The organism is Paenibacillus glycanilyticus (genome assembly GCF_051200795.1).
Classification (GTDB): domain Bacteria; phylum Bacillota; class Bacilli; order Paenibacillales; family Paenibacillaceae; genus Pristimantibacillus; species Pristimantibacillus glycanilyticus.
The window spans coordinates 3,636,813-3,661,592 of the sequence record NZ_CP195155.1 but is presented as its reverse complement, the minus strand read 5'-3'; the positions used below and the strand labels follow the sequence as shown (position 1 = coordinate 3,661,592).

23 protein-coding genes are annotated in these 24,780 nt (G+C 50.4%); all 23 read left to right on the top strand.

Annotated elements, in window-relative coordinates; translation table 11 throughout:
• Positions 1–187: 187 nt before the first annotated feature.
• The 23 genes from ACR9FF_RS16890 (at position 188) to rny (ending at position 24,779) form a co-directional block, all read left to right on the top strand.
• Entirely contained in the window at positions 188–1,453 is a 1,266-nt protein-coding gene (locus ACR9FF_RS16890) for a M16 family metallopeptidase (protein WP_127495786.1), read from the top strand.
• The gene (dut, locus tag ACR9FF_RS16885; RefSeq protein WP_127495785.1) at positions 1,434–1,877 is read left to right on the top strand and encodes a dUTP diphosphatase; all 444 of its coding nucleotides are present in this window, start codon (positions 1,434–1,436) and stop codon (positions 1,875–1,877) included. Before ACR9FF_RS16890 ends, dut begins: the two co-directional genes overlap by 20 nt.
• Positions 1,878–2,032: 155 nt before the next feature.
• On the top strand, positions 2,033–2,929 hold the full coding sequence (gene dpsA / locus ACR9FF_RS16880) for a dipicolinate synthase subunit DpsA (protein ID WP_435163173.1): 897 nt from the start codon (positions 2,033–2,035) through the stop codon (positions 2,927–2,929).
• Positions 2,929–3,522 (top strand): dipicolinate synthase subunit B, encoded by a 594-nt coding sequence (locus tag ACR9FF_RS16875; protein WP_127495783.1) that lies wholly within the window; start codon positions 2,929–2,931, stop codon positions 3,520–3,522. The genes dpsA and ACR9FF_RS16875 overlap by 1 nt, the downstream gene beginning before the upstream one ends.
• A 231-nt stretch (positions 3,523–3,753) precedes the next feature.
• The gene (gene dapG, locus ACR9FF_RS16870; RefSeq protein ID WP_127495782.1) at positions 3,754–4,956 is read left to right on the top strand and encodes an aspartate kinase; all 1,203 of its coding nucleotides are present in this window, start codon (positions 3,754–3,756) and stop codon (positions 4,954–4,956) included.
• Positions 4,957–5,008: 52 nt separating this feature from the next.
• Positions 5,009–5,881, top strand: a complete 873-nt coding sequence (gene dapA, locus ACR9FF_RS16865) for a 4-hydroxy-tetrahydrodipicolinate synthase (RefSeq protein WP_127495781.1) — start codon at positions 5,009–5,011, stop codon at positions 5,879–5,881.
• A gap of 202 nt (positions 5,882–6,083) precedes the next feature.
• Positions 6,084–7,763, top strand: coding sequence for a ribonuclease J (locus tag ACR9FF_RS16860; RefSeq protein ID WP_248756779.1), 1,680 nt, complete (start codon positions 6,084–6,086; stop codon positions 7,761–7,763).
• Between the two features lie 138 nt (positions 7,764–7,901).
• Positions 7,902–8,648: a ClpP family protease gene (locus ACR9FF_RS16855; RefSeq protein ID WP_435163169.1), complete on the top strand. Its 747-nt coding sequence runs from the start codon at positions 7,902–7,904 to the stop codon at positions 8,646–8,648.
• Entirely contained in the window at positions 8,648–8,875 is a 228-nt protein-coding gene (locus tag ACR9FF_RS16850; RefSeq protein ID WP_127495778.1) for a YlzJ-like family protein, read from the top strand. Before ACR9FF_RS16855 ends, ACR9FF_RS16850 begins: the two co-directional genes overlap by 1 nt.
• 79 nt (positions 8,876–8,954) lie before the next feature.
• The gene (locus ACR9FF_RS16845; protein ID WP_435163167.1) at positions 8,955–11,699 is read left to right on the top strand and encodes a DNA translocase FtsK 4TM domain-containing protein; all 2,745 of its coding nucleotides are present in this window, start codon (positions 8,955–8,957) and stop codon (positions 11,697–11,699) included.
• A gap of 118 nt (positions 11,700–11,817) precedes the next feature.
• On the top strand, positions 11,818–12,612 hold the full coding sequence (sleB, locus tag ACR9FF_RS16840; RefSeq protein WP_435163165.1) for a spore cortex-lytic enzyme: 795 nt from the start codon (positions 11,818–11,820) through the stop codon (positions 12,610–12,612).
• Between the two features lie 87 nt (positions 12,613–12,699).
• Positions 12,700–14,022, top strand: coding sequence for an EF-P 5-aminopentanol modification-associated protein YfmF (gene yfmF, locus ACR9FF_RS16835; RefSeq protein WP_127495775.1), 1,323 nt, complete (start codon positions 12,700–12,702; stop codon positions 14,020–14,022).
• Between the two features lie 5 nt (positions 14,023–14,027).
• Positions 14,028–15,323: an EF-P 5-aminopentanol modification-associated protein YfmH gene (gene yfmH / locus ACR9FF_RS16830; protein ID WP_317981866.1), complete on the top strand. Its 1,296-nt coding sequence runs from the start codon at positions 14,028–14,030 to the stop codon at positions 15,321–15,323.
• A 17-nt stretch (positions 15,324–15,340) separates the two neighbouring features.
• Positions 15,341–16,069 carry an elongation factor P 5-aminopentanone reductase gene (gene ymfI, locus ACR9FF_RS16825; RefSeq protein WP_236013169.1) on the top strand — a complete coding sequence of 243 codons (729 nt, stop codon included), beginning with the start codon at positions 15,341–15,343 and terminating at the stop codon, positions 16,067–16,069.
• A gap of 100 nt (positions 16,070–16,169) precedes the next feature.
• On the top strand, positions 16,170–16,421 hold the full coding sequence (locus ACR9FF_RS16820; RefSeq protein ID WP_127495772.1) for a DUF3243 domain-containing protein: 252 nt from the start codon (positions 16,170–16,172) through the stop codon (positions 16,419–16,421).
• A 148-nt stretch (positions 16,422–16,569) separates the two neighbouring features.
• A complete protein-coding gene (locus tag ACR9FF_RS16815; RefSeq protein WP_127495771.1) occupies positions 16,570–17,343 on the top strand; it encodes a DUF3388 domain-containing protein in 774 nt (257 codons plus the stop codon).
• Between the two features lie 18 nt (positions 17,344–17,361).
• Positions 17,362–18,300 (top strand): RodZ domain-containing protein, encoded by a 939-nt coding sequence (locus ACR9FF_RS16810; protein WP_435163162.1) that lies wholly within the window; start codon positions 17,362–17,364, stop codon positions 18,298–18,300.
• Between the two features lie 36 nt (positions 18,301–18,336).
• Complete coding sequence (locus ACR9FF_RS16805) at positions 18,337–18,828, top strand: YajQ family cyclic di-GMP-binding protein (protein WP_127495769.1); 492 nt, start codon at positions 18,337–18,339, stop codon at positions 18,826–18,828.
• A 206-nt stretch (positions 18,829–19,034) separates the two neighbouring features.
• Positions 19,035–19,613 carry a CDP-diacylglycerol--glycerol-3-phosphate 3-phosphatidyltransferase gene (gene pgsA / locus ACR9FF_RS16800; protein WP_127495768.1) on the top strand — a complete coding sequence of 193 codons (579 nt, stop codon included), beginning with the start codon at positions 19,035–19,037 and terminating at the stop codon, positions 19,611–19,613.
• 92 nt (positions 19,614–19,705) lie between these two features.
• A complete protein-coding gene (locus tag ACR9FF_RS16795) occupies positions 19,706–20,956 on the top strand; it encodes a competence/damage-inducible protein A (protein WP_435163159.1) in 1,251 nt (416 codons plus the stop codon).
• A 285-nt stretch (positions 20,957–21,241) separates the two neighbouring features.
• A complete protein-coding gene (recA, locus tag ACR9FF_RS16790; RefSeq protein ID WP_127495766.1) occupies positions 21,242–22,297 on the top strand; it encodes a recombinase RecA in 1,056 nt (351 codons plus the stop codon).
• Between the two features lie 78 nt (positions 22,298–22,375).
• Positions 22,376–23,056 carry a RecX family transcriptional regulator gene (locus ACR9FF_RS16785; protein ID WP_435163157.1) on the top strand — a complete coding sequence of 227 codons (681 nt, stop codon included), beginning with the start codon at positions 22,376–22,378 and terminating at the stop codon, positions 23,054–23,056.
• A gap of 181 nt (positions 23,057–23,237) precedes the next feature.
• Positions 23,238–24,779 (top strand): ribonuclease Y, encoded by a 1,542-nt coding sequence (rny, locus tag ACR9FF_RS16780; RefSeq protein WP_015844954.1) that lies wholly within the window; start codon positions 23,238–23,240, stop codon positions 24,777–24,779.
• Position 24,780 lies beyond the last annotated feature (1 nt).

The window sequence follows — 24,780 nt, the reverse complement described above, 5'->3', positions numbered from 1 at the left end:
CTTCGGCTCATGCTTACGAAGCATGAATCATGCGGCAATTCATTAAGCTAATGCTTACGAAGCATGAATCACCGCATACGGTTGTTAACCAACCTTTGTATGGCAATTCAATGCTTACGAAGCATGAATCACCGCATACGGTTGTTAACCAACCTCTGTATGGCAATTCATTTTAGGAGGATACCAAGTGAATAAATATACGCTCAGCAATGGCCTCCGCGTCGTTGTGGAATATTTGCCGACATTTCGGTCGGTTTCTTTCGGCATTTGGGTAAAGACCGGTTCGCGGAATGAAACTCCCGAGAACAACGGGGTTTCCCATTTTGTCGAGCACATGCTGTTCAAAGGCACCAACGGCCGTACAGCAAAAGACATTGCCGATCTGTTTGACGGGATTGGCGGCAACGTAAATGCTTTTACGTCCAAAGAATACACTTGCTATTTCGCGAAGGTATTGGACGAGCATCTGCCGCTTGCGGTAGACGCGCTTTCGGATATGTTCTTCGAATCCAAGCTGGATGCGGAAGAACTGGCGAAAGAGAAAAACGTAATCCTTGAAGAAATTTCCATGTACGAAGATACGCCGGATGACAAGGTTCATGATGAGGCTTCCCGTGCAGCCTATGGCGATCATCCGCTTGCATACTCGATTCTTGGTCTGGAAGAACGCCTAGCAGCCATGAATTCCGAATCGCTGCGCGGTTATATGAATGATACATATACGATTGAAAATACGGTGATCAGCGTTGCCGGCAACGTGGAGGAAACCAAGCTTCTGGCACTCCTCGAGCAATACTTCGGCCGCTTCCAGAACAAAGGGAAGAGTGGCATTGTAACGGCCCCAACCTTCCACGGCGAATACGTTTATTACAAGAAGAAGACGGAGCAGAACCATCTCTGCCTTACATTCCCCGGCTGTTCTAATTCAGACCCGCAGCTCTATGCCATGATTCTGTTGAATAATGCGCTTGGCGGGGGAATGAGCTCGAGACTGTTCCAGGAAATCCGCGAGAAGCGGGGCTTGGCTTATTCGGTCTATTCGTATCATACGTCTTATGCAGACAGCGGATTGTTCACGGTCTATGCGGGAACAGCACCTAAGCAGACGAAGGAAGTGCTTGATCTGACCCTAGAGCAGATGGAAGAGCTTTCGGTGAAAGGACTTAGCGACGAAGAGCTTCATCGCGGGAAAGAGCAGCTGAAAGGCAGTTTGATCCTAAGCCTTGAGAGCACAAGCAGCCGGATGAACCGACTGGGCAAAAACGAGTTAATGATCGGAAGACACTTTACGCTGGACGAAATGCTGCAACGCATCGACAACGTTACGATGAAGGATGTACGGGAAGTAACGGAGCGCATGCTGTCCGTGCCGTTTGCCGTTGCCATGGTTGGAACAAACGATAAAGCTGCAGCTCAAATCGGGAGGGATCGTTTTGTTTCAAATTCTGTTTAAACGGCTGCCGGGCAATGAAGATATCGCGCTGCCTAGCAAAATGTCGGAATGGGCTGCAGGCTTTGACCTGCAGGCTGCGGTAACCGAGCCTGTCGTGCTGGCGCCAGGGGAGCGCAAGCTGGTACCGACAGGTCTTGCCATGGCGATGCCGCCGCAAGTGGAAGCTCAAGTCCGTCCTAGAAGCGGACTCGCATTCAAACATGGCATTACCTGCTTGAATTCGCCGGGTACCATTGATGCGGATTACCGCGGTGAAGTTAAGGTATTGCTCATTAACCTCGGCCAAGAACCATTCACGATCAACCGCGGCGAGCGTATCGCCCAAATGGTTATCCAGCAGCTGCCGGAAATTGCGATCGCCGAAGCGGATGAGCTTCCCGACACTGTCCGCGGAACAGGCGGCTTCGGACATACCGGCGTGTAAAATCCGGTCTGCACGCAATAGAACCATACTAGCACCAAAACCAGGCTAACCTAGGTTTTGGTGCTTTTTTGCGTTCCGAAATATTGGCTTTCACCATTCTGGGCGCAGGGCATAAGATGGTCTATAACTAGTGCGCAGAAAGGAGTGAAGCCTACATGCTAACAGGCGTTCAAATACTGCTGCTAGGAGGCGATGCGAGACAGCTTGAAGTTATTCGCAAGTTTACCGAGCTGGATGCGACGGTAACAGTGTCCGGCTTTGACGGACTGCATTCTTCCTTGGACGGCGCAGTGCAAGCCGAATTCGACGAGAGCTTGTTTGATGATATTGATGCACTGTTGCTGCCTGCAGTAGGCACGGACGACAACGGCTTTATTCATGCTGTATTCAGTGACCGCCAGATGCAGTTGGAGGATGGACATATCGCTAGGCTTCCTAAGCATTGCAAGGTGTATGCCGGCATGGCTAGGCCTTATCTAAGGGAGTTATGCGAGAAGCATCAGATTGGTCTTATCGAGCTGTTTGACCGGGATGATGTTGCGATCTACAACTCCATTCCGACGGCGGAAGGGGCCATCATGATGGCCATTCAGAATACGGATATTACGATACATGGATCAACAAGCATGGTATTGGGATTTGGCAGAACCGGGTTTACCATGGCTCGGACCTTGCAGAGCTTAGGCGCGAAAGTGCTGATTGGCGTAAGGCGGAGCGAGCATTTCGCAAGGGCCGCCGAGATGGGTTTTACGCCGTTTTACACAAGTCAACTACTCCAAAATACGGGTAATATTGACTTGCTTTTTAATACAATTCCGACTATGATAGTCACAGCGCAAATTATAGCAAATTTGCCTTCGAGAACCGTTATTATTGACCTTGCTTCAAAGCCTGGCGGAACTGATTTCCGCTTCGCCGAGAAGAGAGGCATTAAAGCGATTCTCGCGCCCGGACTTCCCGGTATCGTCGCACCTAAAACAGCTGGACGAATCATAGCGGATTGCTTGACTCAGTTGATTACGGACGATTCGATAAAGCGGGGGAATGGGTAATGGATTGGACAGGGAAAACAGTCGGGTATGCGCTGTCTGGCTCGCACTGTACTTTGGCTGAAATAATGCCTCAAATTAAACGGTTTGTGGATGCTGGCGCAAATGTGGTGCCGATCGTATCGCAGACCATTATGACAACAGACACGCGATTCGGATCGTCTGAGGAATGGCAGACGCAGCTGAAGGCGATAACCGGCAACGAAATTATTTCGACGATTGTGCAGGCTGAACCGCTTGGTCCGGCGAAGCTTTTCGATGTGCTTCTGATCGCGCCATGCACGGGCAGCACAACCAGCAGACTCGCTAACGCGATTACCGATAGTGCCGTGCTCATGGCGGCGAAGGCTCAAATGCGCAATTTAAGGCCTCTGGTGCTCGCAATCTCGACAAATGATGGTCTCGGGTTAAACGCTGCTAATATCGCAAAGCTGTTAGTGGCTAAAAATATTTATTTCGTACCGTTTGGCCAGGATAACCCGGTACAAAAGCCAAACTCGCTTGTCGCGAGAATGGATCTGGCTTTGGAAGCATGCGAAGCAGCTTTGCAGGGGAAACAACTGCAGCCGTTACTGATTGAGCGGTTTAACTATTAAAATGCTCTTATAGGTGTATCATCTATTACAAGCAGGCGGCGACGTATTCGGGATGCTGGCGATTCAGCCGGCAAGCTTGGATTCGATTACGCCGCTTGTTTTGCCTTCATTCGTTCAAATTGAAATGGTTCGACTAGTGCCACAAAAACAACTACGATCGGGAAGATGTCTGCCTTCGGTTAGTTTTATCCGTTCAGGCATCTTTGTATCGGTTACGGAGGAAAGACAGCAATGCGCATCCTGGTACAAAAATTCGGGGGCACTTCACTTTCGACCGATCATGCTAGAAGCTATTGTCTTCAACATATTGCAAGAGAGCTCGCAAATGGCTATAGCGTAGTAGTCGTTGTCTCGGCGATGGGGCGATCAGGGGATCCGTACGCCACGGATACTTTGCTTCAGCTCATCCGCAACAACGGCGACAAGCTGCCGGCGCGGGAGCGGGATATGCTGCTGGGCTGCGGAGAGATTATTTCGGCCGCGGCGTTATGCAGCTTGCTTTGCTCTGAAGGTATACCATCCGTCGTTTTAAACGGCGGTCAAGCAGGAATTATTACGGATGATCAATACGGCCACGCCCGGATTAAAGAGCTGCGTCCCGAAAGGATATTGCAGCAATTGCGGGATTCGAAGGTCGTAATTGTAACCGGTTTTCAAGGAAGCACCGAAAGCGGCGATATGACGACGCTGGGCCGAGGCGGAAGCGACACTTCGGCGACGGCGCTTGGTGCCGCGCTTCGTGCGGAAATGGTCGATATTTATACGGACGTTAACGGAATATTGACGGCGGATCCCCGCATCGTGGAAAATGCAAAGCCGCTTCAAGTTGTTAGCTATGCGGAGATCTGCAATATGGCCCGCCAAGGAGCCAAGGTCATTCATCCTCGCGCCGTGGAAATTGCTCAGCAGGCTAGAATTCCCGTGCGGGTAAGATCGACCTTCTCCATGGAAGAAGGGACTCTCGTCTCCGATGCGGCATTCACCCCGGTAACGGACCGCCAGGCAACGGGGATTGCGCATGTATCGGGAGTAACGCAGATTACGGTTAAAGCAATCGAGGGAAGAAGCGACGTTCAGCTTCAAGTATTCCAGACGATGGCAAAGCATCATATCAGCGTTGATTTTATCAACGTGACGCCAAGCGGAGCGGTGTATACCGTATTCGACCAGGACGCGGACAGGGCCGTATCGGTTCTTCAGGAATGCGGATATGATCCTATAGCTGTTCGCGGCTGCGCGAAAGTGTCAGTCATCGGCGGCGGTATGAATGGCGTGCCGGGCGTTATGGCCCGCATCGTGGAAGCCTTAACCGAGGAAGGTATTACAATCATGCAATCCGCCGATTCCAATACAACGATCTGGGTATTGGTGAAGGCTGAGGATATGGTGAAGGCCGTCAGGGCGCTTCATGCGAAGTTTGAACTTCATATCTAGTAGAGTATTTGATGCGCTTACGAAGTGAAGTACTTTTCAGGAGGTCATAACAATGGATTTTGGTAGATTAATTACTGCAATGGTCACGCCTTTTGATGAAAACGGTCAAATTGACTGGGACACGACCGGTCGCTTGATCGATTATTTAATTGAAGAACAGCAAAGCGACACGCTTGTTGTATCCGGCACTACGGGTGAGTCCCCAACATTGACGGAAGAAGAGAAAGCGGAATTGTTCCGTTATGCCGTAAAGCATGCTGCCGGCCGATGCAAAATTATTGCCGGTACGGGCAGCAACAATACGGCGCATTCGATTCATCTGACAAAGGTTGCGGAAGATGCCGGTGTAGACGGGGTGCTTTTGGTTGCTCCGTACTATAACAAGCCGAATCAAGAAGGTTTGTATCAACATTTCAAAGCAATCGCTGAATCTACCAAATTACCAGTCATGCTCTATAACGTTCCGGGCCGTACAGGTATTAATATCTCCGTAGAAACTACTCTCCGCCTTGCGGAACTGGATAACGTGGTAGCAACAAAAGATTGCGCGTCCTCCGATCAATTGTCGCAGATTATTGCCGCAGCTCCGGATAACTTCCGGGTATACAGCGGAGATGACAGCGCTACGCTGCCTACTCTTGCGATCGGCGGTTACGGTATCGTAAGTGTGGCCAGCCACATTATCGGCGCAAAAATGAAGCAGCTTATCGAAGCATACCTGAGCGGCGACGTGAAGCAGGCAGCCAAGCTGCACGCGGAATGCTACCCTGTGTTCAAAGGCTTGTTCGAATGTCCTCATCCGGTTCCTAATCCGGTTGCTGTCAAATACGCGCTTGAACTGCGCGGCATGCCCGTAGGCGGTGTTAGACTTCCGCTTGTGGCAGCCAGCGAAGCCGAAGCGGCTTTTATTAGCAAGCTGGTCTAATCTCATTCTAGTTTGACCCCGATAAGCAGGGCGGAGTGTGTTCTCCGGCCTGCTTATTTGCGTTCAAGAGTAGACAAGCAGGCGGTTGTTTCACCTTGTTTTCCGTCTTTTTCATCATGTATAATGAGGTCAAGTGAAATGGACGGAAAATTCATACAATTGGCTGGAACGGAGAATGGCTTCATTCGAAGGAGGTAAGCACTTGTCGAAGAAAATGCAGGAGAAGCTGCTCGTATTTGCCCTTGGCGGGGTTGGCGAGATTGGCAAGAATATGTATGTCGTTCAGTATTCGAACGATATTGTTGTCGTGGATGCGGGACTTAAGTTCCCCGAAGAAGATATGCTGGGGATCGATATTGTTATTCCGGATATTTCTTATTTAACGGAAAACCGGGATAAGGTCAAAGCCATTTTGATAACTCACGGTCACGAAGACCATATCGGCGGTCTGTCCTATGTATTGAAGCAGCTAAATGTACCCGTTTACGGAACTAAGCTGACATTAGGCCTGATTGAAGGGAAGCTGAAGGAAGCCGGTCTTCTTGGCGAGACGAAGCGGATCGTCATCGATGCGGATTCCGAGGTGCAGCTCGGGACGATCCGGGCAAGCTTTTTTAAGACGAATCATAGTATTCCGGACTCTATCGGCGTTGCGCTTGATACACCGGAAGGGACTATCGTTCATACCGGCGACTTCAAATTTGACTATACGCCTGTGAATGGGCAATACGCGGATTTAAAGCGGATGGCGGAGATCGGAAAAAAAGGCGTGCTGGCCCTCCTGTCGGACAGCACGAATGCGGAAAGACCCGGATTTACGCCGTCGGAGAAAAACGTCGGGGAAGAGCTTGAAGATATTTTTCATAAATCGTCTCAACGCGTGGTTGTGGCAACCTTTGCTTCAAACGTTCATCGGATTCAACAGGTAATCAACGCCGCAATCGCAACTAAGCGGTTTGTGGCCGTTGTTGGGCGCAGTATGGTTAACGTTGTTACGATTGCATCGGATCTTGGTTATCTGCACATCCCGGACGGTATGATCATTGAGCCCGAGGAAGTAAACAAGCTGGCTGCCGATCGTGTTGTAATCCTGTGCACCGGCAGTCAAGGCGAGCCAATGTCAGCCTTAACGAGAATGGCGCGGTCGACTCATCGCAAGGTTGATATTTTGCCGGGGGATACCGTTATCATTGCCGCTACGCCAATACCGGGGAATGAGCGTTATGTCGGCAGAACGGTAGATGAGCTGTTCCGTTTGGGCGCCCACGTCATATACGGTCCCGGTTCCATATCGGGAGTTCATGTGTCGGGTCACGGAAGCCAGGAAGAATTAAAGCTGATGCTCAACCTAATCAAACCGAAATATTTTATACCGATCCATGGGGAGTACCGGATGCTAAGGCAGCACGCTCAGCTTGGAGAAGCCGTAGGGATTGAGCGGAGCCGTATTTTTGTCGTTGAAAACGGGGAAACCGTTGAGTTCCAAGGCGGTCTTGCCCGTAAAGGATCCAAGGTGCCAGCCGGCAATATACTGATTGACGGGCTTGGCGTGGGGGATGTCGGCAATATTGTGCTGAGGGACCGCAAGCTTCTGTCCCAGGACGGCATACTTGTTGTGGTTGTTACTTTGAGCAAGCAGGATGGAGGATCGATTGTTTCCGGTCCGGATATTATCTCCCGAGGCTTTGTATATGTGCGTGAATCAGAAGGGCTTCTGGATGAGGCAACCAAGATTGTTACTTCAACGCTCAATAAATTGATGCATGACAAAGTAAACGAATGGGCTTCACTCAAAACGAACGTAAAAGACGCCCTCGGGCGCTTCTTATATGAACAGACGAGACGACGGCCAATGATTCTGCCGATTATCATGGAAGTATAATATCGCAATTGAAAGAACGTTCCGATAAGGAGGGGTTGAGCTCCTCGAGGGACGTTCTTTTTTGCTGGCGAAACCGTATAAATTCGCCATTCCACCTCATACTATGACGAGCGTTTACGTTTATGAGGGGGAGCAAACATGAATTACATGAATGAAGATCAGCCTCAGCAGCCGGATCCGGCAGAGAGCGAGAAGAAGAAGCAGAATTCAATCGTGGAAACGATACAGCAATTAGGGCAGACGACTACCCCGGCTTCCGAATCCAATATTTTCTGTATGACGATTATCGGGCAGGTGGAAGGCCATATCGTCCTGCCGCCGCAAAATAAAACAACCAAGTATGAGCATCTCATTCCTCAGCTTGTGGCCGCGGAGCAAAATCCGAAGATCGAAGGTATTCTGATCGTACTCAATACGGTTGGCGGGGATGTGGAAGCGGGACTTGCCATTGCCGAAATGATTTCATCCTTGTCCAAGCCGACGGTTACGCTGGTGCTTGGAGGAGGCCATTCCATCGGCGTTCCGATTGCGGTGGCGGGCAACATGTCTTTTATTGCCGCGACGGCCACCATGACGATTCATCCGATCCGTCTGAACGGGCTTGTTATCGGCGTGCCTCAAACGTTCGAATATTTGGATAAAATGCAGGAGCGCATCTTGAAGTTTGTAACCATGCACTCCAATGTGACGGAAGAAAAATTCAAAGAGCTGATGTTCAAGACCGGCGAGTTGACCAGAGATATCGGAACAACCGTTATCGGTTCGGACGCTGTAAAGTATGGGCTGATTGACGCCGTAGGCGGGTTAGGGGATGCGCTCAGGGAGCTTAACAACCGGATAGCCGAGCGTAAGCCGGCAGTAGCGCAGACTGGGGTGTATAACTAATGACGCTCTATACGATTATGCCGCTCGAGAACGTCCTCGACGGCCTGAACGGGGAACAGGAACCTTCCCAGGAAGTATGGGTTAACGGCGTGTTTATGCAGGTTTTGCCCGTAGCGCCGGGAATGGGGAAGATCGTGCGTCTCATTCACTGCGGCCTCGATGATTACTTGAAGCCGGAGCTGGCTCCGGGTAGTTTCGTCATGTTCGGACAACCTCCCGTATCGTAAAAATACGCACAAAGGTTCTTATGTCCAATAGGAACCTTTGCCTGGATATGGTATAATGCTAGGCAGAGGTGACGGAACATTGGCTAAGAAAAGACGAAAGAAAAAATCGATTACAACGCAATTAAAATATGAAGTATACGGTATTTTGCTTATTACGGTATCGGTTATTGCTTTATCAGGGGAGGCTACGGTCGGACGCTCTTTATCCAAGCTGTTTGGCTTGTTCCTGGGCAAGTTTTATTTTGTATTGGCACTGGTCGGCATCTACGTCGGACTGGTCGTCATGGTCAAAAGGGCTTGGCCGCGCGGTTGGACCAATCGTCGGACAGGCCTTCTTGTGTTTGTTCTGGCTCTAACGTTATCCAGCAGCATAGCCGAAATCGACCGCAAGCTGCTTCCGACTTCCGATCTTACGGGTGGAGCTATTCTTCACCAGCTGGGTCAGGATATGAAGGACGAGCTGCTGGCATTTGACGGTACCGACGACAGGCCAATAAGCCAGCGGGCGATAAGCGGCGGCTATATTGGAGCTATTGAATATTCGATGCTGTTTACGCTGTTTGGCTATTTCGGCTCCAAGCTGATTGCAGGCGTCATGTACGCCATAGCGATTATGCTGTTAACGGGCAAATCTTATGTTGAGCTTGCCCGAATCGGCCGGGATAAGAGTATCCGGCTGTTTAAGCTGCTTGCTGCCAAATGGTCGAAAGGGGCGGCGCTCCGGAGCGCTGCCAAATCGAACAAAGCCGTTAAACCGCCTGTATTCGCGCAATCCGATGCGATTGACGACGATGAAGACGATGATGATTACGCGGCAGTAATGCCGCCGCGGCGCAAGAAGTCCCTGTTCTTCTCCTGGAGACATCAAGAGCAGAACAATCCGCAGGAAGCGCAGAATGCCGCCGATGATTGGTCGATGAACGAAGAGCATTACAACAGTGGACATGATAACGGCGCGAAGCCGCATTGGGCCAATACCCAGGCTTGGGATGATGACGAGAAGTGGGACCGAAACGGCGAGGATGATTCCGGTCCCGGTCATAAACAGCAGGAGGACGGGCTTCCTCCTTGGGAAGAGCAGCCAGTCCGTGCGAATCCGACTTCTGCTTCTCCTGCATATAGCGAGTTTGAGGAAGACGAGGAACCGGCCATTATTACGAGAATCGTTCCGCGTGCAGATACATATGACGAGGATAATGAACAAGAGGAGTACCCTGCACCTGCTGCAACGTTGAATGCGGATTCGGAGCGATATACGGAAGATGAGGATCAAGACGAAATCGAACCTTCTGCCCGGAACGAAGCATACGACGGCCAAGTAGTACAGGAAGATATAGCGGAAACGGATAATTCCGCAACAACGGGTATCCATCAACCGGCATCGGATGCGCCAATTAAGAAGCCTTACTTGCTGCCTCCTTTTTCCCTGCTTGCCAAGCCCAGCTTGATGGCAAGAGGCGGAGACGGAGCGGATGCCATGGATTCGAAGCGCAAGCTGGAAGCCACATTGGAGAGCTTTGGCGTTAAGGCCAAGGTGCTTGATGTCGTACGCGGTCCTGCGGTTACCCGCTATGAGGTACAGCCGGCTTCCGGCGTGAAGGTAAGCCGAATTGTAAGCCTTACAGACGATATCGCATTGGCTTTAGCGGCAAAGGATATACGGATGGAGGCGCCTATCCCGGGCAAGTCGGCTATCGGTATCGAAGTTCCTAATATGGAAGTATCGATGGTGACCATGCGGGAAGTCATGGAAACCGCCACCTTCCAAAATGCTCCGTCTAAGCTGTCTATCGCTTTCGGCCGGGATATTTCCGGTCAGCCGATAATCGGCAATCTGGCGAGAATGCCCCATCTGCTGGTAGCGGGAGCTACGGGTTCGGGGAAATCGGTATGCATTAACGGCATCATCACAAGTATTTTGTACAAGGCTGCTCCGGATGAAGTAAAGTTTCTAATGGTTGACCCCAAGATGGTCGAATTAAATGTCTATAACGGCATTCCGCATTTGCTTGCACCGGTTGTAACGGATCCGAGACGCGCGGCGCTTGCCCTGAAAAAGATTGTTGTGGAGATGGAGAAGCGTTACGAGCTGTTCTCCAAATCAAGCACGCGAAATATCGAAGGCTACAATGCCCTAATGGCGGAGAATCCCAAAGCCGTACTCCCTTACATCGTCGTTATTGTCGACGAGCTTGCGGATTTGATGATGGTCGCCTCTAACGACGTCGAGGATTCCATTGCAAGGCTTGCACAGATGGCCCGCGCTGCGGGTATTCATCTCATTATCGCTACGCAGCGGCCGTCGGTAGATGTTATTACCGGGGTTATTAAAGCGAATATTCCGTCTAGGATTGCCTTTGGCGTATCATCGCAGGTCGACTCCCGTACCATTCTGGATATGGTTGGCGCAGAGAAGCTGCTTGGCAGAGGAGATATGCTGTATCTGCCGGTCGGCATGTCGAAGCCGATTCGCGTCCAGGGCGCCTTCTTGTCCGACCAGGAGGTCGAGGCCCTTGTCGACTACGCAAGAGGCCAGGCTGAAGCGGAGTATAAGGAGGACCTTGTGCCTGAAGTAGAGGAAGATTCGGCGGATCCGGAGGAAATCCTGGACGAGCTGTACGATCAAGCCGTGCAGATCGTTCTTGAAGCGAAGCAGGCATCCGTGTCGCTTCTGCAGCGGCGGATGCGGGTTGGTTATACCCGCGCGGCGAGGCTTGTGGACCAGATGGAAGCGCGGGGGATCGTTGGCCCTTACGAGGGCAGCAAACCGCGGGAGGTCTTGATGTCGATGGAGCAATACCAGGCCAGCCGCATTCCTTCCTAATCCGCGTAAGCCTTACGCAATTGGCAATGATGAATAGAAGCAGGATTCCCTTCTCATACTAGAGTTAGGTAACGCAGCTAATCGCGGACTAACTTGCAAGAGAAAGGCAGAATCCTACATGAAAAATCGATTACTTGTCGTGACTATCATCATTGTGTCGGTATTGTTCGGAATGCATTCCTTCCAGCGATATACGCAGGATGATGCGAAAGCAACGTTCAGCAATGCTACTTTAACGGTAGGTTCCTCCGGTTCGGATGTATACGAGCTGCAGGGTAGGCTTAAATATTTGGGCTATTACAATGGCGCAATCGACGGAAGCTTCGGTACCAAAACCAAAAATGCGGTGACCTGGTTCCAATGGAAGTTCGGAATGAAATCCGACGGAGTAGTCGGGGCAAAAACGAAGCTCAAGCTATGGGAAGCTACGAAGAATTGGCAACCATCAGCAGCGGATACAGGCAATGCGAGCGGCGGCTCCGACAATAGCAATAACAGCGGCTCGAATTCCGGATCGTCGGGTGGCAGCACGCCATCGAAATCCAATAATCTCGGGCTTTCGGAAAGCGACTTGAAGATTATGGCGAATGCGGTATACGGGGAATCACGCGGTGAACCGTACGAAGGTCAGGTAGCGGTAGCTGCGGTTATCCTGAATCGTTTGAAGTCGCCAAGCTTCCCGAACACGATCTCGGGAGTCATTTTCCAGCCTCTTGCGTTTACAGCCGTTGCGGACGGTCAGATCTGGCTTACGCCAAATGAAACGGCACGCAAAGCCGTGCAGGACGCCATCAACGGATGGGATCCGACAGGCGGCTGCACGTACTATTTCAATCCTGAGACGGCAACGTCCAAATGGATCTGGTCCAGACCTCAAGTCAAGACCATCGGCAAGCATATATTCTGTATGTAACGATTATCAGAAGCAGCCTTTCTGCCTTGGGCAGGCAGGTTGCTTCTTCCATTTCGTATCGGTTAGAATGGTATAGGAAGCAAGGAAATGGAATACATTACTATATTCCATTTTACTCGGAAGGAGCAAACGGAAGTGACATTATTCGAAAGAGGGCAAATAGGCCGGATCAGGCTGCATGTAATGCCAACAAAACGTTTCAAGACGTTTGCGATATCGCTGTTCGCAGGACTGCCATTATCTGAAAACGCTGTAACCAAAACCGCGCTAGCCCCGTTTGTTTTGCGTCGAGGCACGGTATCCACGCCCGAGACCAAGGCTTTCCGCGAAAGGCTGGATGATTTGTACGGCGCCGGATTCGGCTTTGATGTATATAAAAGAGGCGATTCTCAAATCGTTCAATTCCGCATGGACGTTATCAACGATCATTTCGTATCGTCCGATGTGCCGTTATTAAGTTCGTCCTTGCGATTCCTTGGCGAAGTGGTAACGGAGCCGGTAACGGAAGACGGCGTGTTCCGCCGCAAGTATGTAGATGCGGAGAAGCAGACGTTGACTAAACGGCTGGAGTCCATTGTGAACGATAAAATCCGATATGCAGCTGAGCGCTGCATGGAAGAGATGTGTGCCGGTGAGCCTTACCGTCTTCATCCGCTCGGCAAGCTGGAGGAAATCGGCTCCATTACGCCGGAATCTTTATATAGTCAATACAAAACGTGGCTAAGCGAAGCCGCATTTGATTTATACGTCGTTGGCGATACAACGATGGAGGAGGTCGCCGCGCTTGCAAAAGAAGCTTTCCGCATTGAGGATGGCAGTCCTGCAAGCTATTCAACTCCTTCTATTGCCCATGAAGTACGCAACGTCAAAACCGTTGTGGAACGCATGGACGTCAACCAGGGCAAGCTGAATATGGGACTGCGCACGAATGTCGGCTATGGCGACGAGGACTATGCCGCTTCCTTAATGTATAACGGCATTCTGGGCGGTTATCCGCATTCCAAGCTGTTTTTGAACGTCCGGGAAAAAGAAAGCCTTGCTTATTACGCTGCATCCAGATTGGATGGACATAAAGGCTTGCTCACGATTCAATCGGGCATCGAGATTGCCAACTATGAGAAGGCCGTCACCATTATCAAGGAGCAGCTGGAGAGCATGCGTCAAGGCAATCTCTCCGACCTCGAGATGAATCAGACGAAAGCGATGATAGCGAATCATTTACGGGAGCTGCAGGATTCCGCTTACGAGATGATCGCTTATGACTTTAATGCCGTGCTATCGGGCAAAGAACGAACGGCACAGCAGCTGCTTGACCAGATTGAAGCGGTAACGGCAGAGGACATCGTGCGGGTTGCGGCATTGGCGCAGCTTGATACGATTTACTTCTTGCGCGACCAGAAGGAGGCGTAACGGCAATGGAGACACTCGACTATAAAGGCGTTCAGGAAACGCTATACCGCGAAGTGCTGGATAACGGCCTCGAAGTGATCGTCTTGCCGAAGGAAGGCTTCCAGAAGACTTACGCTACCTTTGCGACCAAGTACGGCTCCGTCGATAACAAGTTTGCCGTAGGCGATCAGGAGCCGGTACGCGTGCCGGACGGGATTGCCCATTTTCTGGAGCATAAAATGTTCGAAGAGCCAACCGGCGACATCTTCGCAACCTTTGCTTCGCAAGGGGCATCGGCGAACGCGTTCACAAGCTTCGACCGTACGGTGTATTTGTTCTCGGCAACGGAGCAGATCCCGGCCAATCTCGAAACCTTGATCGATTTTGTCCAGCATCCTTATTTCACCGATCAGAACGTGGATAAGGAAAAAGGCATCATCGCTCAAGAGATCAATATGTATAAAGACAATCCGGATTGGCGCGTATATTTCGGCCTGATAGACGCCATGTATCACACGCATCCGATTCACATTGATATTGCCGGTACCGTGGAGTCGATCTATCAGATCGATAAGGAAACGCTGTACCGCTGTTATGAAACGTTTTACCATCCATCCAATATGCTGCTGTTTGTGGTGGGCGGGGTGAAGGCGGAGGAAGTGTTCGAGCTTGTCCGCAGCAATCAAGCCCGCAAGACGTTCAAACCGCAGGGGGAAATCAAACGTTTCTTCGAGAATGAGCCGGAGAGCGTTAAGGTGCCGAGGAAAGTTACGAAGCTTCCGGTATCGCTTCCGAAAGTCATGTTTGGCTTCAAGGAGAAGAAAATAGGGCTTACGGGCGAGGCGCTGCTAAGCCACGAAGTGACTTCCAAGCTGATGCTTGACGCTTTGTTTGGCGCAAGTTCGGCTTTGTATCAGGATTTGTATGAGCAAAATTTAATCTCCGATTCCTTCGGAACGGAATTTAACGTAAGCACGGATTATGCTTTTTCGGTTATTGGCGGCGACTCGCCAAATCCGGATGAACTGCTTAGCCGGATCCGCACGGCTGTTGAAGAAGCGCTGCGCACGGGCATTGAACCTGCCGCGTTCGAACGGTCGAAGCGGAAGAAAATCGGCGGATATTTGCGGATGCTGAACTCCCCTGAAGCGATTGCCGGCGAATTTACGCGTTACCGGTTCCGCGACAGCGACATGTTTGATCTCTTGTCCCTGTACGAGAATTGCACGCTGGAGCAAGTGAATGAACGGATCCGCGAGCATTTCGACTTCCAGCAGTTAGCGATTTCCATTGTCGAGAAGCCTGACGGACAGCCGGTTTAATGAAGCCTTTTAAACAAATGACGGTGTTAATAACCGGGGGAAGCCGCGGCATCGGCGCTGCTATCGCGCAGCGCTTTGCCGCGGAGGGACTTAACATCGTCATTCATTACAGGGAATCGCATGAAGCGGCTAACGAAACAGCCAGAGCTTGCATGCGCCTGGGCGCCAATGTCATGACCATCTCGGCCGACCTTCGTTCGAAGGAGCAGCTCACGAGGATGAAAGAGAAGCTGGAGGCTCATGGCATGCTGCCCGATATCCTCGTCAATAACGGAGGAATCTCCCATTATGGCATGCTGATCGATGTGACGGAGCAGGAATGGGATGATGTAATGGCCGTCAATCTGAAGGGCATGTTTTTGTCCAGTCAGCTTTTTATGCCGAATATGATCTCGAACCGGTTCGGCCGGATTATTAACGTGTCGTCCATTTGGGGGATGTCCGGCGCTTCCTGCGAAGTGCTGTACTCCACGACCAAAGGAGGCATGAATGCCTTCACGAAGGCGCTTGCCAAGGAACTTGCTCCTTCCGGAGTTACCGTTAACGCGGTAGCGCCCGGAGCTGTCGATACAAAAATGATGAGCGGTTTTAACGATGAAGAGAAGGCGGCTCTCGAGCAGGAAATTCCGCTGGGCCGTTTTGGACAACCTGATGAAGTCGCTTCGCTGGTGTATTTCTTGTCCTTGCCGGAATCATCGTATATAACCGGGCAAATTATCAGTCCGAACGGCGGCTGGCATACTTAACACCCTTGCTTTCGTATAATTTGTTTCGTCTCTACGCAGAATAACATTTGTTGAGTGCTACACTCTTCTTAAAATGTACTTATCCAGGAGGCGAAATAAAATGTCTAACGTTCTTTCAAGTTTCGACAATTGGAAAGAATTTTTGTCGGACCGCGTAGCACAAGCTAAAAGCAACGGGATGTCTGAGGAAACCATTCATAATTTGGCTTACGAAATTGGTTCCTTCCTCGATGAGAAGGTTGATCCTAAAAATGAGCAACAGCGTGTACTGAAGCAGCTATGGGATGCGGGCGACGAGCATGAGCGTAAAACGGTAGCCGGTCTTATGGTCAAGCTGGTCGAACAAACTTAATTGCTCGCATCTGCAGAAAAGCCTCCCAATTTGGAGGCTTTTCTGCAATGTCTGCGAATAGGTTGCAGGAATGTGACGAAAATTGTAGAATAAATTTTTATAAGCGAGTCAATCAAATGGGATTGGTGACAACAAGGGACGGTGTGAAATGGGATCAAAGCAGCAATACTACATGGAATACAAAATACATAAGAACCGACCGGGTCTACTTGGCGATATTGCATCGCTGCTCGGTATGCTTGAAGTGAACATTATGACGATTAATGGCGTAGAGGACCGTACGCGCGGCATGCTGCTTCAGACGGATGACGAAGAAAAAATCGTTCTGCTGGGCAAAATGCTTCAGAAGGTTGACAACATTACGGTAAACAAGCTTCGTACGCCTACGATCGTTGACATATTGGCCGTCCGTCACGGACGTTATATCGAACGTGACTCGGATGACCGCAAAACCTTCCGTTTTACAAGAGACGAGCTGGGCATTTTGGTCGATTTTCTCGGGGAAGTGTTTAAACGGGACGGCAATCAGGTTATTGGTTTGCGTGGCATGCCGCGTGTCGGCAAGACGGAGTCCATTATTGCGGGAAGCGTATGCTCGAACAAGCGTTGGACCTTTGTTTCGTCGACGTTGCTGAGACAAACCGTTCGCAGCCAGCTGTCCGAGGATGAAATGAATGATAACAACATCTTTATCATTGACGGTATCGTAAGCACAATCCGTTCCAACGAAAAGCACTATTCGCTGCTGCAGGAAATTATGGCCATGCCTTCGACGAAGGTCATTGAGCATCCGGATATCTTTATCAAGGAGTCGCAATACGATTACAGCCATTTTGATATGATTATCGAGCTGCGTAATACACCGGACGAAGAGATTACATACGAATCGTTTACGGCCAATTATTCGGATAATGAATTCTAGCAGAGAGGAGTAGACACCATGTCGGATTTAGGAGCGTTGCTGCGTAAAGCAAGGGAAGAGCGCGGATTAACGCTTGATGATGTTCAGGAAATAACCAAAATACGGAAGCGCTACTTAGAAGCAATCGAGAGCGGTGACCATAGCGTGTTGCCGGGAACGTTCTATTTACGCGCATTCGTGAAAAACTACTGTGATGCCGTTGGACTGGATTCGGATGAAGTTCTTCGGCTGTATCAGCATGAGATTCCTGCTTCCGTTACGGATCAGGTTGTAGAAGCAGTCCCGGCGAGACAGCCAAAGCGTGTTAGAACCCGTTCTTCGGAACGGATCAGCAAGCTTGGCTTCAACATCATGATGTGGTCGTTCCTGATCCTCATCGTTGTTGTTGTCTGGGTTTATTTCGTTAATCAGAAAGCCGATAATCCAAAGGAAATCGATAATACGAATATTACGGATCAGGCTTCGCCGGCTCCGCCAAGCCAATCGCCAGATTCGTCGAACGCCGGCGGAACAACGACGCCTACGGCAACGCCTACGCCAACTCCAAGTCAATCGCCGACTACCGTGACGTTCTCGTCCAAGGTAGGCAAGGTTGATCACTATGATGTCTCGCCTGCTGGCGTGGTGCATAAAGTGGAAATCAAGATCTCCGGCGGGCCAAGCTGGACGGAAGTGCGCTCGGGCAGTTCTTCCGGCAAAGCGATTATTTCGGAGACGGCTCCCGACGGCTCAGCCTTTACGTACGACCTGGATCAACCGCTATACATTAATGTCGGGCGTGCCGATCTGAGTACCATTACAGTCGACGGCGTGCAGATTAACGACGGAGACCGTGCAGGCTCGAAGAAAATTCAGCTGAACCCCGTGCAGGGTACCGGAGGGACTGACGGGACATCGACTCAAAGTCCGGACAATTCTTCCACGCCTGGGGACACGGCAGGTACGGAGAATCAGTAAGGATTGAATTAGATACAAAGGGAGAGTTGTCAAACAATGAGTTCTGAAAGTTCATTTGATATCGTTTCGAAGATGGATATGCAAGAGTTGAACAATGCGATTCAGCAGGCGGAGCGGGAGATTGAAACACGCTTCGACTTCAAGGGAAGCAAAAGCAGCATTAAGCTGGAGAAAGAAGAGCTCGTTGTCGTTTCCGATGATGACTTCAAGCTGGAAAGCGTTCTTGATATTTTGAAATCGAAGATGGTCAAGCGCGGCGTACCGATTAAAAACCTGGAATACGGCAAGGTGGAATCGGCTTCAGCGAGCACCGTCCGTCAGCGTATTAAGCTAAAATCGGGAATCGACCAAGATAATTCCAAAAAAATTAATATTCTGATCCGGGATTCGAAGATTAAGGTGAAAAGCCAGATTCAAGGCGACCAAATCCGCGTAACCGGTAAAAGCCGCGATGATTTGCAGGCGGTTATGGCTCTTCTCCGCGCAGCGGATTTGACCGTCGAACTGCAGTTCACGAATTACCGTTAATAAGCCTTTTCCGGCCCTTCGCTGCCTCGTCAATTCGGGCAAGAAGGGCTTTCGCTCTATGACGTTCGATATTTTGACATAGGAAATGGCATGTATTATACTTGGTTAGATAGTTTTGGAAACGATCCGGGGGACATACATATGACAGTACAAGCAATCATGCATCAATGCAGGAACACGGCTAGACGGTCCGGGGGTGTGAATGAATGAACCTGGCAAATAGGATTACGCTGGCCAGAATTATTTTAGTGCCGATCATTATGGTATTTCTGCTCGTCAATATCGATATCAAGCCTCTTGCTTTCGGCGATGATTACTCCATTACATACAATCAGATTATAGCGGCTATAATCTTTATCATAGCGGCAAGCACCGACGGTCTCGATGGTTATATCGCCAGGAAGAACAAGATCGTAACCAACCTCGGCAAGCTTCTTGATCCACTGGCGGACAAGCTGCTTGTGGCGGCTGTACTGATCTCGCTCGTCCAAATGGATAAGCTGGCGGCATGGATGGCTATCATTATTATCAGCCGCGAATTCGCGGTAACGGGTCTGCGTCAGATTGCCTTGCTGGAAGGCAGCGTAATGGCGGCGAGCAAATGGGGCAAATGGAAAACAGCCGTGCAAATTACGATGATCATTTCGCTTCTGCTTAACAACTTCCCGTTTACGTTTATCGATTTTCCGTTTGACGATATCGTAAGCTGGATTGCCGTTATTATTACGGTATATTCCGGATTCGACTATTTCTTCAAGAACAAACATTTGATACCTGTGCAATAATCAGGATCATATAAGCAACAATAAAGCATCTTTCCACACGTGGAGAGATGCTTTTGCTTCCTAATGCTGCAGGATTCGAAGGGGGAAATCGCATGAAAGCTGAAATTATCGCAGTGGGCACCGAGCTTTTACTCGGTCAAATCGTCAATACGAACGCGCAATTCTTGTCCAGAAAACTCGCATCGCTTGGCATTGATGTTTACTTCCAGACGGTCGTAGGCGATAACCCGAACCGGATCCGCCAAGCGATCGAGATTGCCCGCCAGCGTGCCGACCTGCTTGTGTTTACCGGCGGGCTTGGTCCTACGCAGGATGATCTGACGAAGGACGTTCTTGCGGCCTATCTGAACCGCGGTCTGTCCCTTCATCAGCCTTCCATGGATAAAATCGAGCAAATGTTCGCCTCTCGCGGCATCCACATGGTAGAGAGCAACCGCAGACAGGCGCTGATGATTGACGGTAGCACCCCGATTGATAATGAAGCCGGGCTTGCCGTCGGCAACGGCCTGTCCGAAGACGGGACTCATTATTTGCTTCTACCCGGGCCTCCTCGCGAGATGAAGCCGATGATGGAGGGGCCGGCGTCGGATTGGCTCCGGTCTATTCTGGGGGCAGAAGAGCCGCTTTATTCCAGATTGCTTATGTTTGCAGGGATCGGGGAATCGACGCTGGAAGCAAAGCTGATTGATCTGATCGAAGCCCAATCGGACCCTACTATCGCGCCGTATGCGAAGGAAGGCGAGGTCGCCATTCGGGTATCTACGAAAGCGGCGAACGAATCCGATGCTGCAGTCAAGCTGGATCAAACCGTCGATGCGATCAAGCAGCGGGTGGGCGAGTACTTATTCGCGCAGGACGAGATTACGCTGGAAGAGCAGGTCGTGCAGCTGCTTCGGACATCGAGAAGAAAGCTTTCGACAGCAGAAAGCATCAGCGGAGGCTTGCTTGCCGAGCTTATTACCGGCATTCCCGGCAGCAGCGGGGAATATTCCGGCGGCGTTGTTACTTATACGAACGAGATGAAGCATAAGCTGCTTGGCATCCCGATGGCGCAGCTTGAAGGAGACGGGGCGCCGGGAGCGATCAGCGAATCCACGGCAGCAATGATGGCCGAACGCGTCAGACAGATCGGAGATTCCGATTTTGGCGTATCGCTCACGGGGGTAGCCGGCCCGGCTCAGGCGGAAGGCAAGCCCGTTGGCCTGGTCTATTACGCGGTTGCCGAGAGGGGCAAGCCGACAGCCGTATTCACCGGTCATTTCTCCGGTACCCGCGCCATCATCCGCATCCGTGCGGTAAAGGCGGCCTTATATCAATTGTGGCTGAGACTGCGCGAACAATAAATTGTCGGATTAGCTCGAATAATACTTGCCTGTTTGTACCATTTCCGCTATAATTGGTCTCATGCGGAAGAACCGTGGCGAAGATTACTTTGCTGCGGTTTTTTTATGTCTATTTTTAGAAGCATGACGAATCGCGCATAGTTGCCCAACAGGGCAAAAGCCGTTTCGCCATGCGCCTGGAAAGGACGTGGAAATAAAAAGACGAATGTATGTTCGAAAAAAAGCTTGGCATTTGAGCGGAAACAAGGTATCATACAATTATAAATAACGAAGGATGTGAGTAGCTTGTCGGATCGTCGTGCTGCTTTGGAGATGGCTTTACGTCAAATTGAGAAGCAATTTGGTAAAGGCTCCATCATGAAATTAGGGGAATCCACACATATGCAAGTTGAAACCGTACCAAGCGGTTCAATTGCTTTAGATATTGCTCTTGGAATCGGCGGTATGCCAAGAGGCCGTATTATCGAATGCTACGGACCGGAATCTTCCGGTAAAACAACCGTTGCGCTTCACGCTATTGCGGAAGTACAACGGATCGGCGGACAAGCTGCGTTTATCGATGCGGAGCATGCGCTTGATCCATTGTACGCGAGCAAGCTGGGCGTAAATATCGACGAACTGCTGTTGTCGCAGCCGGATACGGGCGAACAGGCGCTTGAGATCGCAGAAGCGCTTGTACGAAGCGGCGCGGTCGACATTATCGTTATCGACTCCGTAGCAGCACTTGTACCGAAAGCAGAGATTGAAGGCGATATGGGGGATTCCCATGTCGGTCTGCAGGCACGTCTGATGTCGCAGGCTCTGCGTAAATTGGGTGGCGCGATCAGCAAGTCGAAGACAATCGCCATCTTTATTAACCAGTTGCGCGAGAAAGTCGGCGTTATGTTCGGTAACCCGGAAACTACGCCTGGCGGCCGTGCACTGAAGTTCTATTCCAGCGTGCGTCTGGAAGTACGCCGGATTGAGACAATCAAGCAAGGCAACGATATGGTTGGTAACCGTACGCGGATTAAAGTCGTGAAGAACAAAGTAGCTCCTCCGTTCAAGCAAGCGGAGATTGATATCATGTACGGCGAAGGCATTTCGAGAGAAGGCAGCCTTGTAGATATCGGCGTAGAGATGGATATCGTTCAGAAGAGCGGCGCTTGGTTCTCCTACAATGGCGACCGTCTTGGCCAAGGCCGCGAGAATGCCAAGCAGTTCCTGAAAGATCATCCGGAAGTGGCTGCTGTAATCGAGAGACAAATCCGCGAGCAAAGCAATTTGTCCGCTTCCGCGCAGCCTGCGAACTTCTCGCAGGATGATGACGATGACTTTGATGAGTCGGAACTTGACGATTAATGGAATAATTAAGGAAGAAGCAGCGCCGTCCTTTCGAGGGCGGCGCTGCTTCTTTGCAATGAACGGGGTGTAACCAGGATGTCAATCGAGATTTCTGCGGTGGAGCAGGACCGCAAGGATCGTAAACGATACCATGTCTATGCAAACGGCGTGGAAGAGCCGTTGTTATCCGTCCACGAAGATCTTCTTATAAAATATACGCTGTTTAAAGGGAAAGAGCTTACAAGGGAAGCTATTGCCGAGATTGCCGAAGAGGACGAAAGATACCGGGCTTATTCACTTGCCGTCACCTATCTAGGCGTAAAAGCAAGAACCCGCAAACAGATCGAACAATATTTGCTCCGCAAGGAATTTGAACCCGAACCAATTGCTTACGCGCTTGAACGTTTAGAATCGGAACATATTGTTGATGATGGAGAGTATGCGCGGCATTTCGCGCTGCAGCGTATCCGTTACAGTCAGAAGGGTCGCCGCTGGATTAAGCAGGAGCTGCACCAGCGCGGAGTATCGAAGCAGGCGGCTTCCGACGCGCTTGATTCCATCGATAAGGAAGACGAACTCGCATCCGCCGTGCATGCGGCGAAGAAGAAATGGCGCTCTCTCAAAGGAGAGAACAGAGAGAAACGGCAGAAGCTGATGGCCTTTTTAATGCGTAGGGGCTTTCCTTCGGATGTCGTTAAACAAGCGGCAAAAGCGGCTATAGATGAAGCGGAAATCGAGCAGGCGGATGAGGATGAAGGGCTTTTGCTTGACAATTGATTTTGCCAAAAGATAAAATAAAATTGTATTCCTTTTATATCAAATCAATTTTCCTTCCAAAAGTTGATTTGAAACGATTATTTTCGTCAATAAGTTAGAGAATCAATCGGTATGGAAACCGGCTAAAAACCTAATATCATCCCAAGCTTGCCTTGGTGAATGCAACGAGGAGGTGAACAAGATGGACCCTATTTGGACGGTGTTGATCTGTCTCGTTGTTGGCGTTATTTTCTTTGGGATTGGTTATTTTATTCGTAAGTCGATTGCCGAGGCCAAGATTTCCAGCGCTGAGCAAGCTGCTGTACAAATCGTAGAGAATGCGAAGAAGGAAGCAGAAGCCCAGAAGAAAGAAACGGTGCTCGAAGCAAAAGATGAAATCCACAAACTCCGTACGGAGGCTGAAAAAGACATCCGTGAGCGGCGTAATGAGTCCTTGCGTCAAGAAAGACGCTTGCTCCAGAAAGAGGAGTCGCTGGATAAAAAGATAGAAGCGCTTGAACGCAAAGAAGAATTAGTGGCCAACAAAGAGAAACGGATCGATGAAACACAAGAACAAATTGAATCCATTTACAAGCAGCAGCTTAGTGAATTGGAACGCATCTCCAGCTTGACCATGGAGGATGCGAAATCGATTATTTTGTCGAATGTGGAGCAGGAAGTGCGTCACGAAACAGCACAGATGATCAAAGAGATCGAGCAGCAAGCGAAAGAAGAAGCCGATCGAAAGGCGCGGGACATTATTTCACTCGCTATTCAACGATGTGCGGCGGATCACGTAGCAGAGACGACTGTATCGGTCGTTACTCTGCCTAACGAAGAAATGAAAGGCCGTATTATTGGACGTGAGGGCCGTAATATCCGTGCACTCGAAACATTGACTGGTATCGATTTGATTATCGACGATACACCGGAAGCGGTCATTCTGTCTGGCTTTGACCCGATTAGACGCGAAATTGCTCGGACTTCACTTGAGAAGCTTGTTGCAGATGGTCGTATACATCCGGCACGCATTGAAGAGATGGTCGAGAAGTCCCGTAAGGAAGTGGACGAGCGGATTCGCGAATACGGCGAGCAAGCTACTTTCGAAGTTGGGGTTCATGGTTTGCACCCTGATTTGATTAAAATTCTGGGACGTCTCAAGTACCGGACAAGCTACGGTCAGAACGTACTGAAGCACTCGATGGAGGTTGCTTATTTGACCGGCCTTATGGCTGCAGAGCTTGGCGAGGATATCACGCTTGCTAAGCGCGCAGGTCTTCTGCACGATATCGGCAAGGCGCTTGACCACGAGGTTGAGGGCTCGCACGTTGAGATCGGCGTAGAGCTGGCGAAGAAGTACAAGGAGCATCCTGTTGTCATCAACAGTATCGCTTCCCACCATGGCGATGTTGAAGCGACTTCCGTTATCGCAATGCTGGTGGGAGCAGCAGACGCCTTGTCTGCCGCACGTCCAGGCGCACGGCGCGAGACGCTTGAAACGTACATCAAACGCCTGGAGAAGCTGGAAGATATCTCGGAGTCGTTCGACGGCGTAGAGAAGTCTTTCGCCATTCAAGCGGGGCGCGAAGTCCGTGTTATGGTTCAACCTGAGAAGATTGACGATACGGAAGCATTCCGGCTTGCACGCGATATTACGAAGAAAATCGAGAGTGAACTCGATTATCCGGGACATATTAAAGTTACGGTTATTCGTGAGACCCGTGCAGTTGAATACGCGAAGTAGA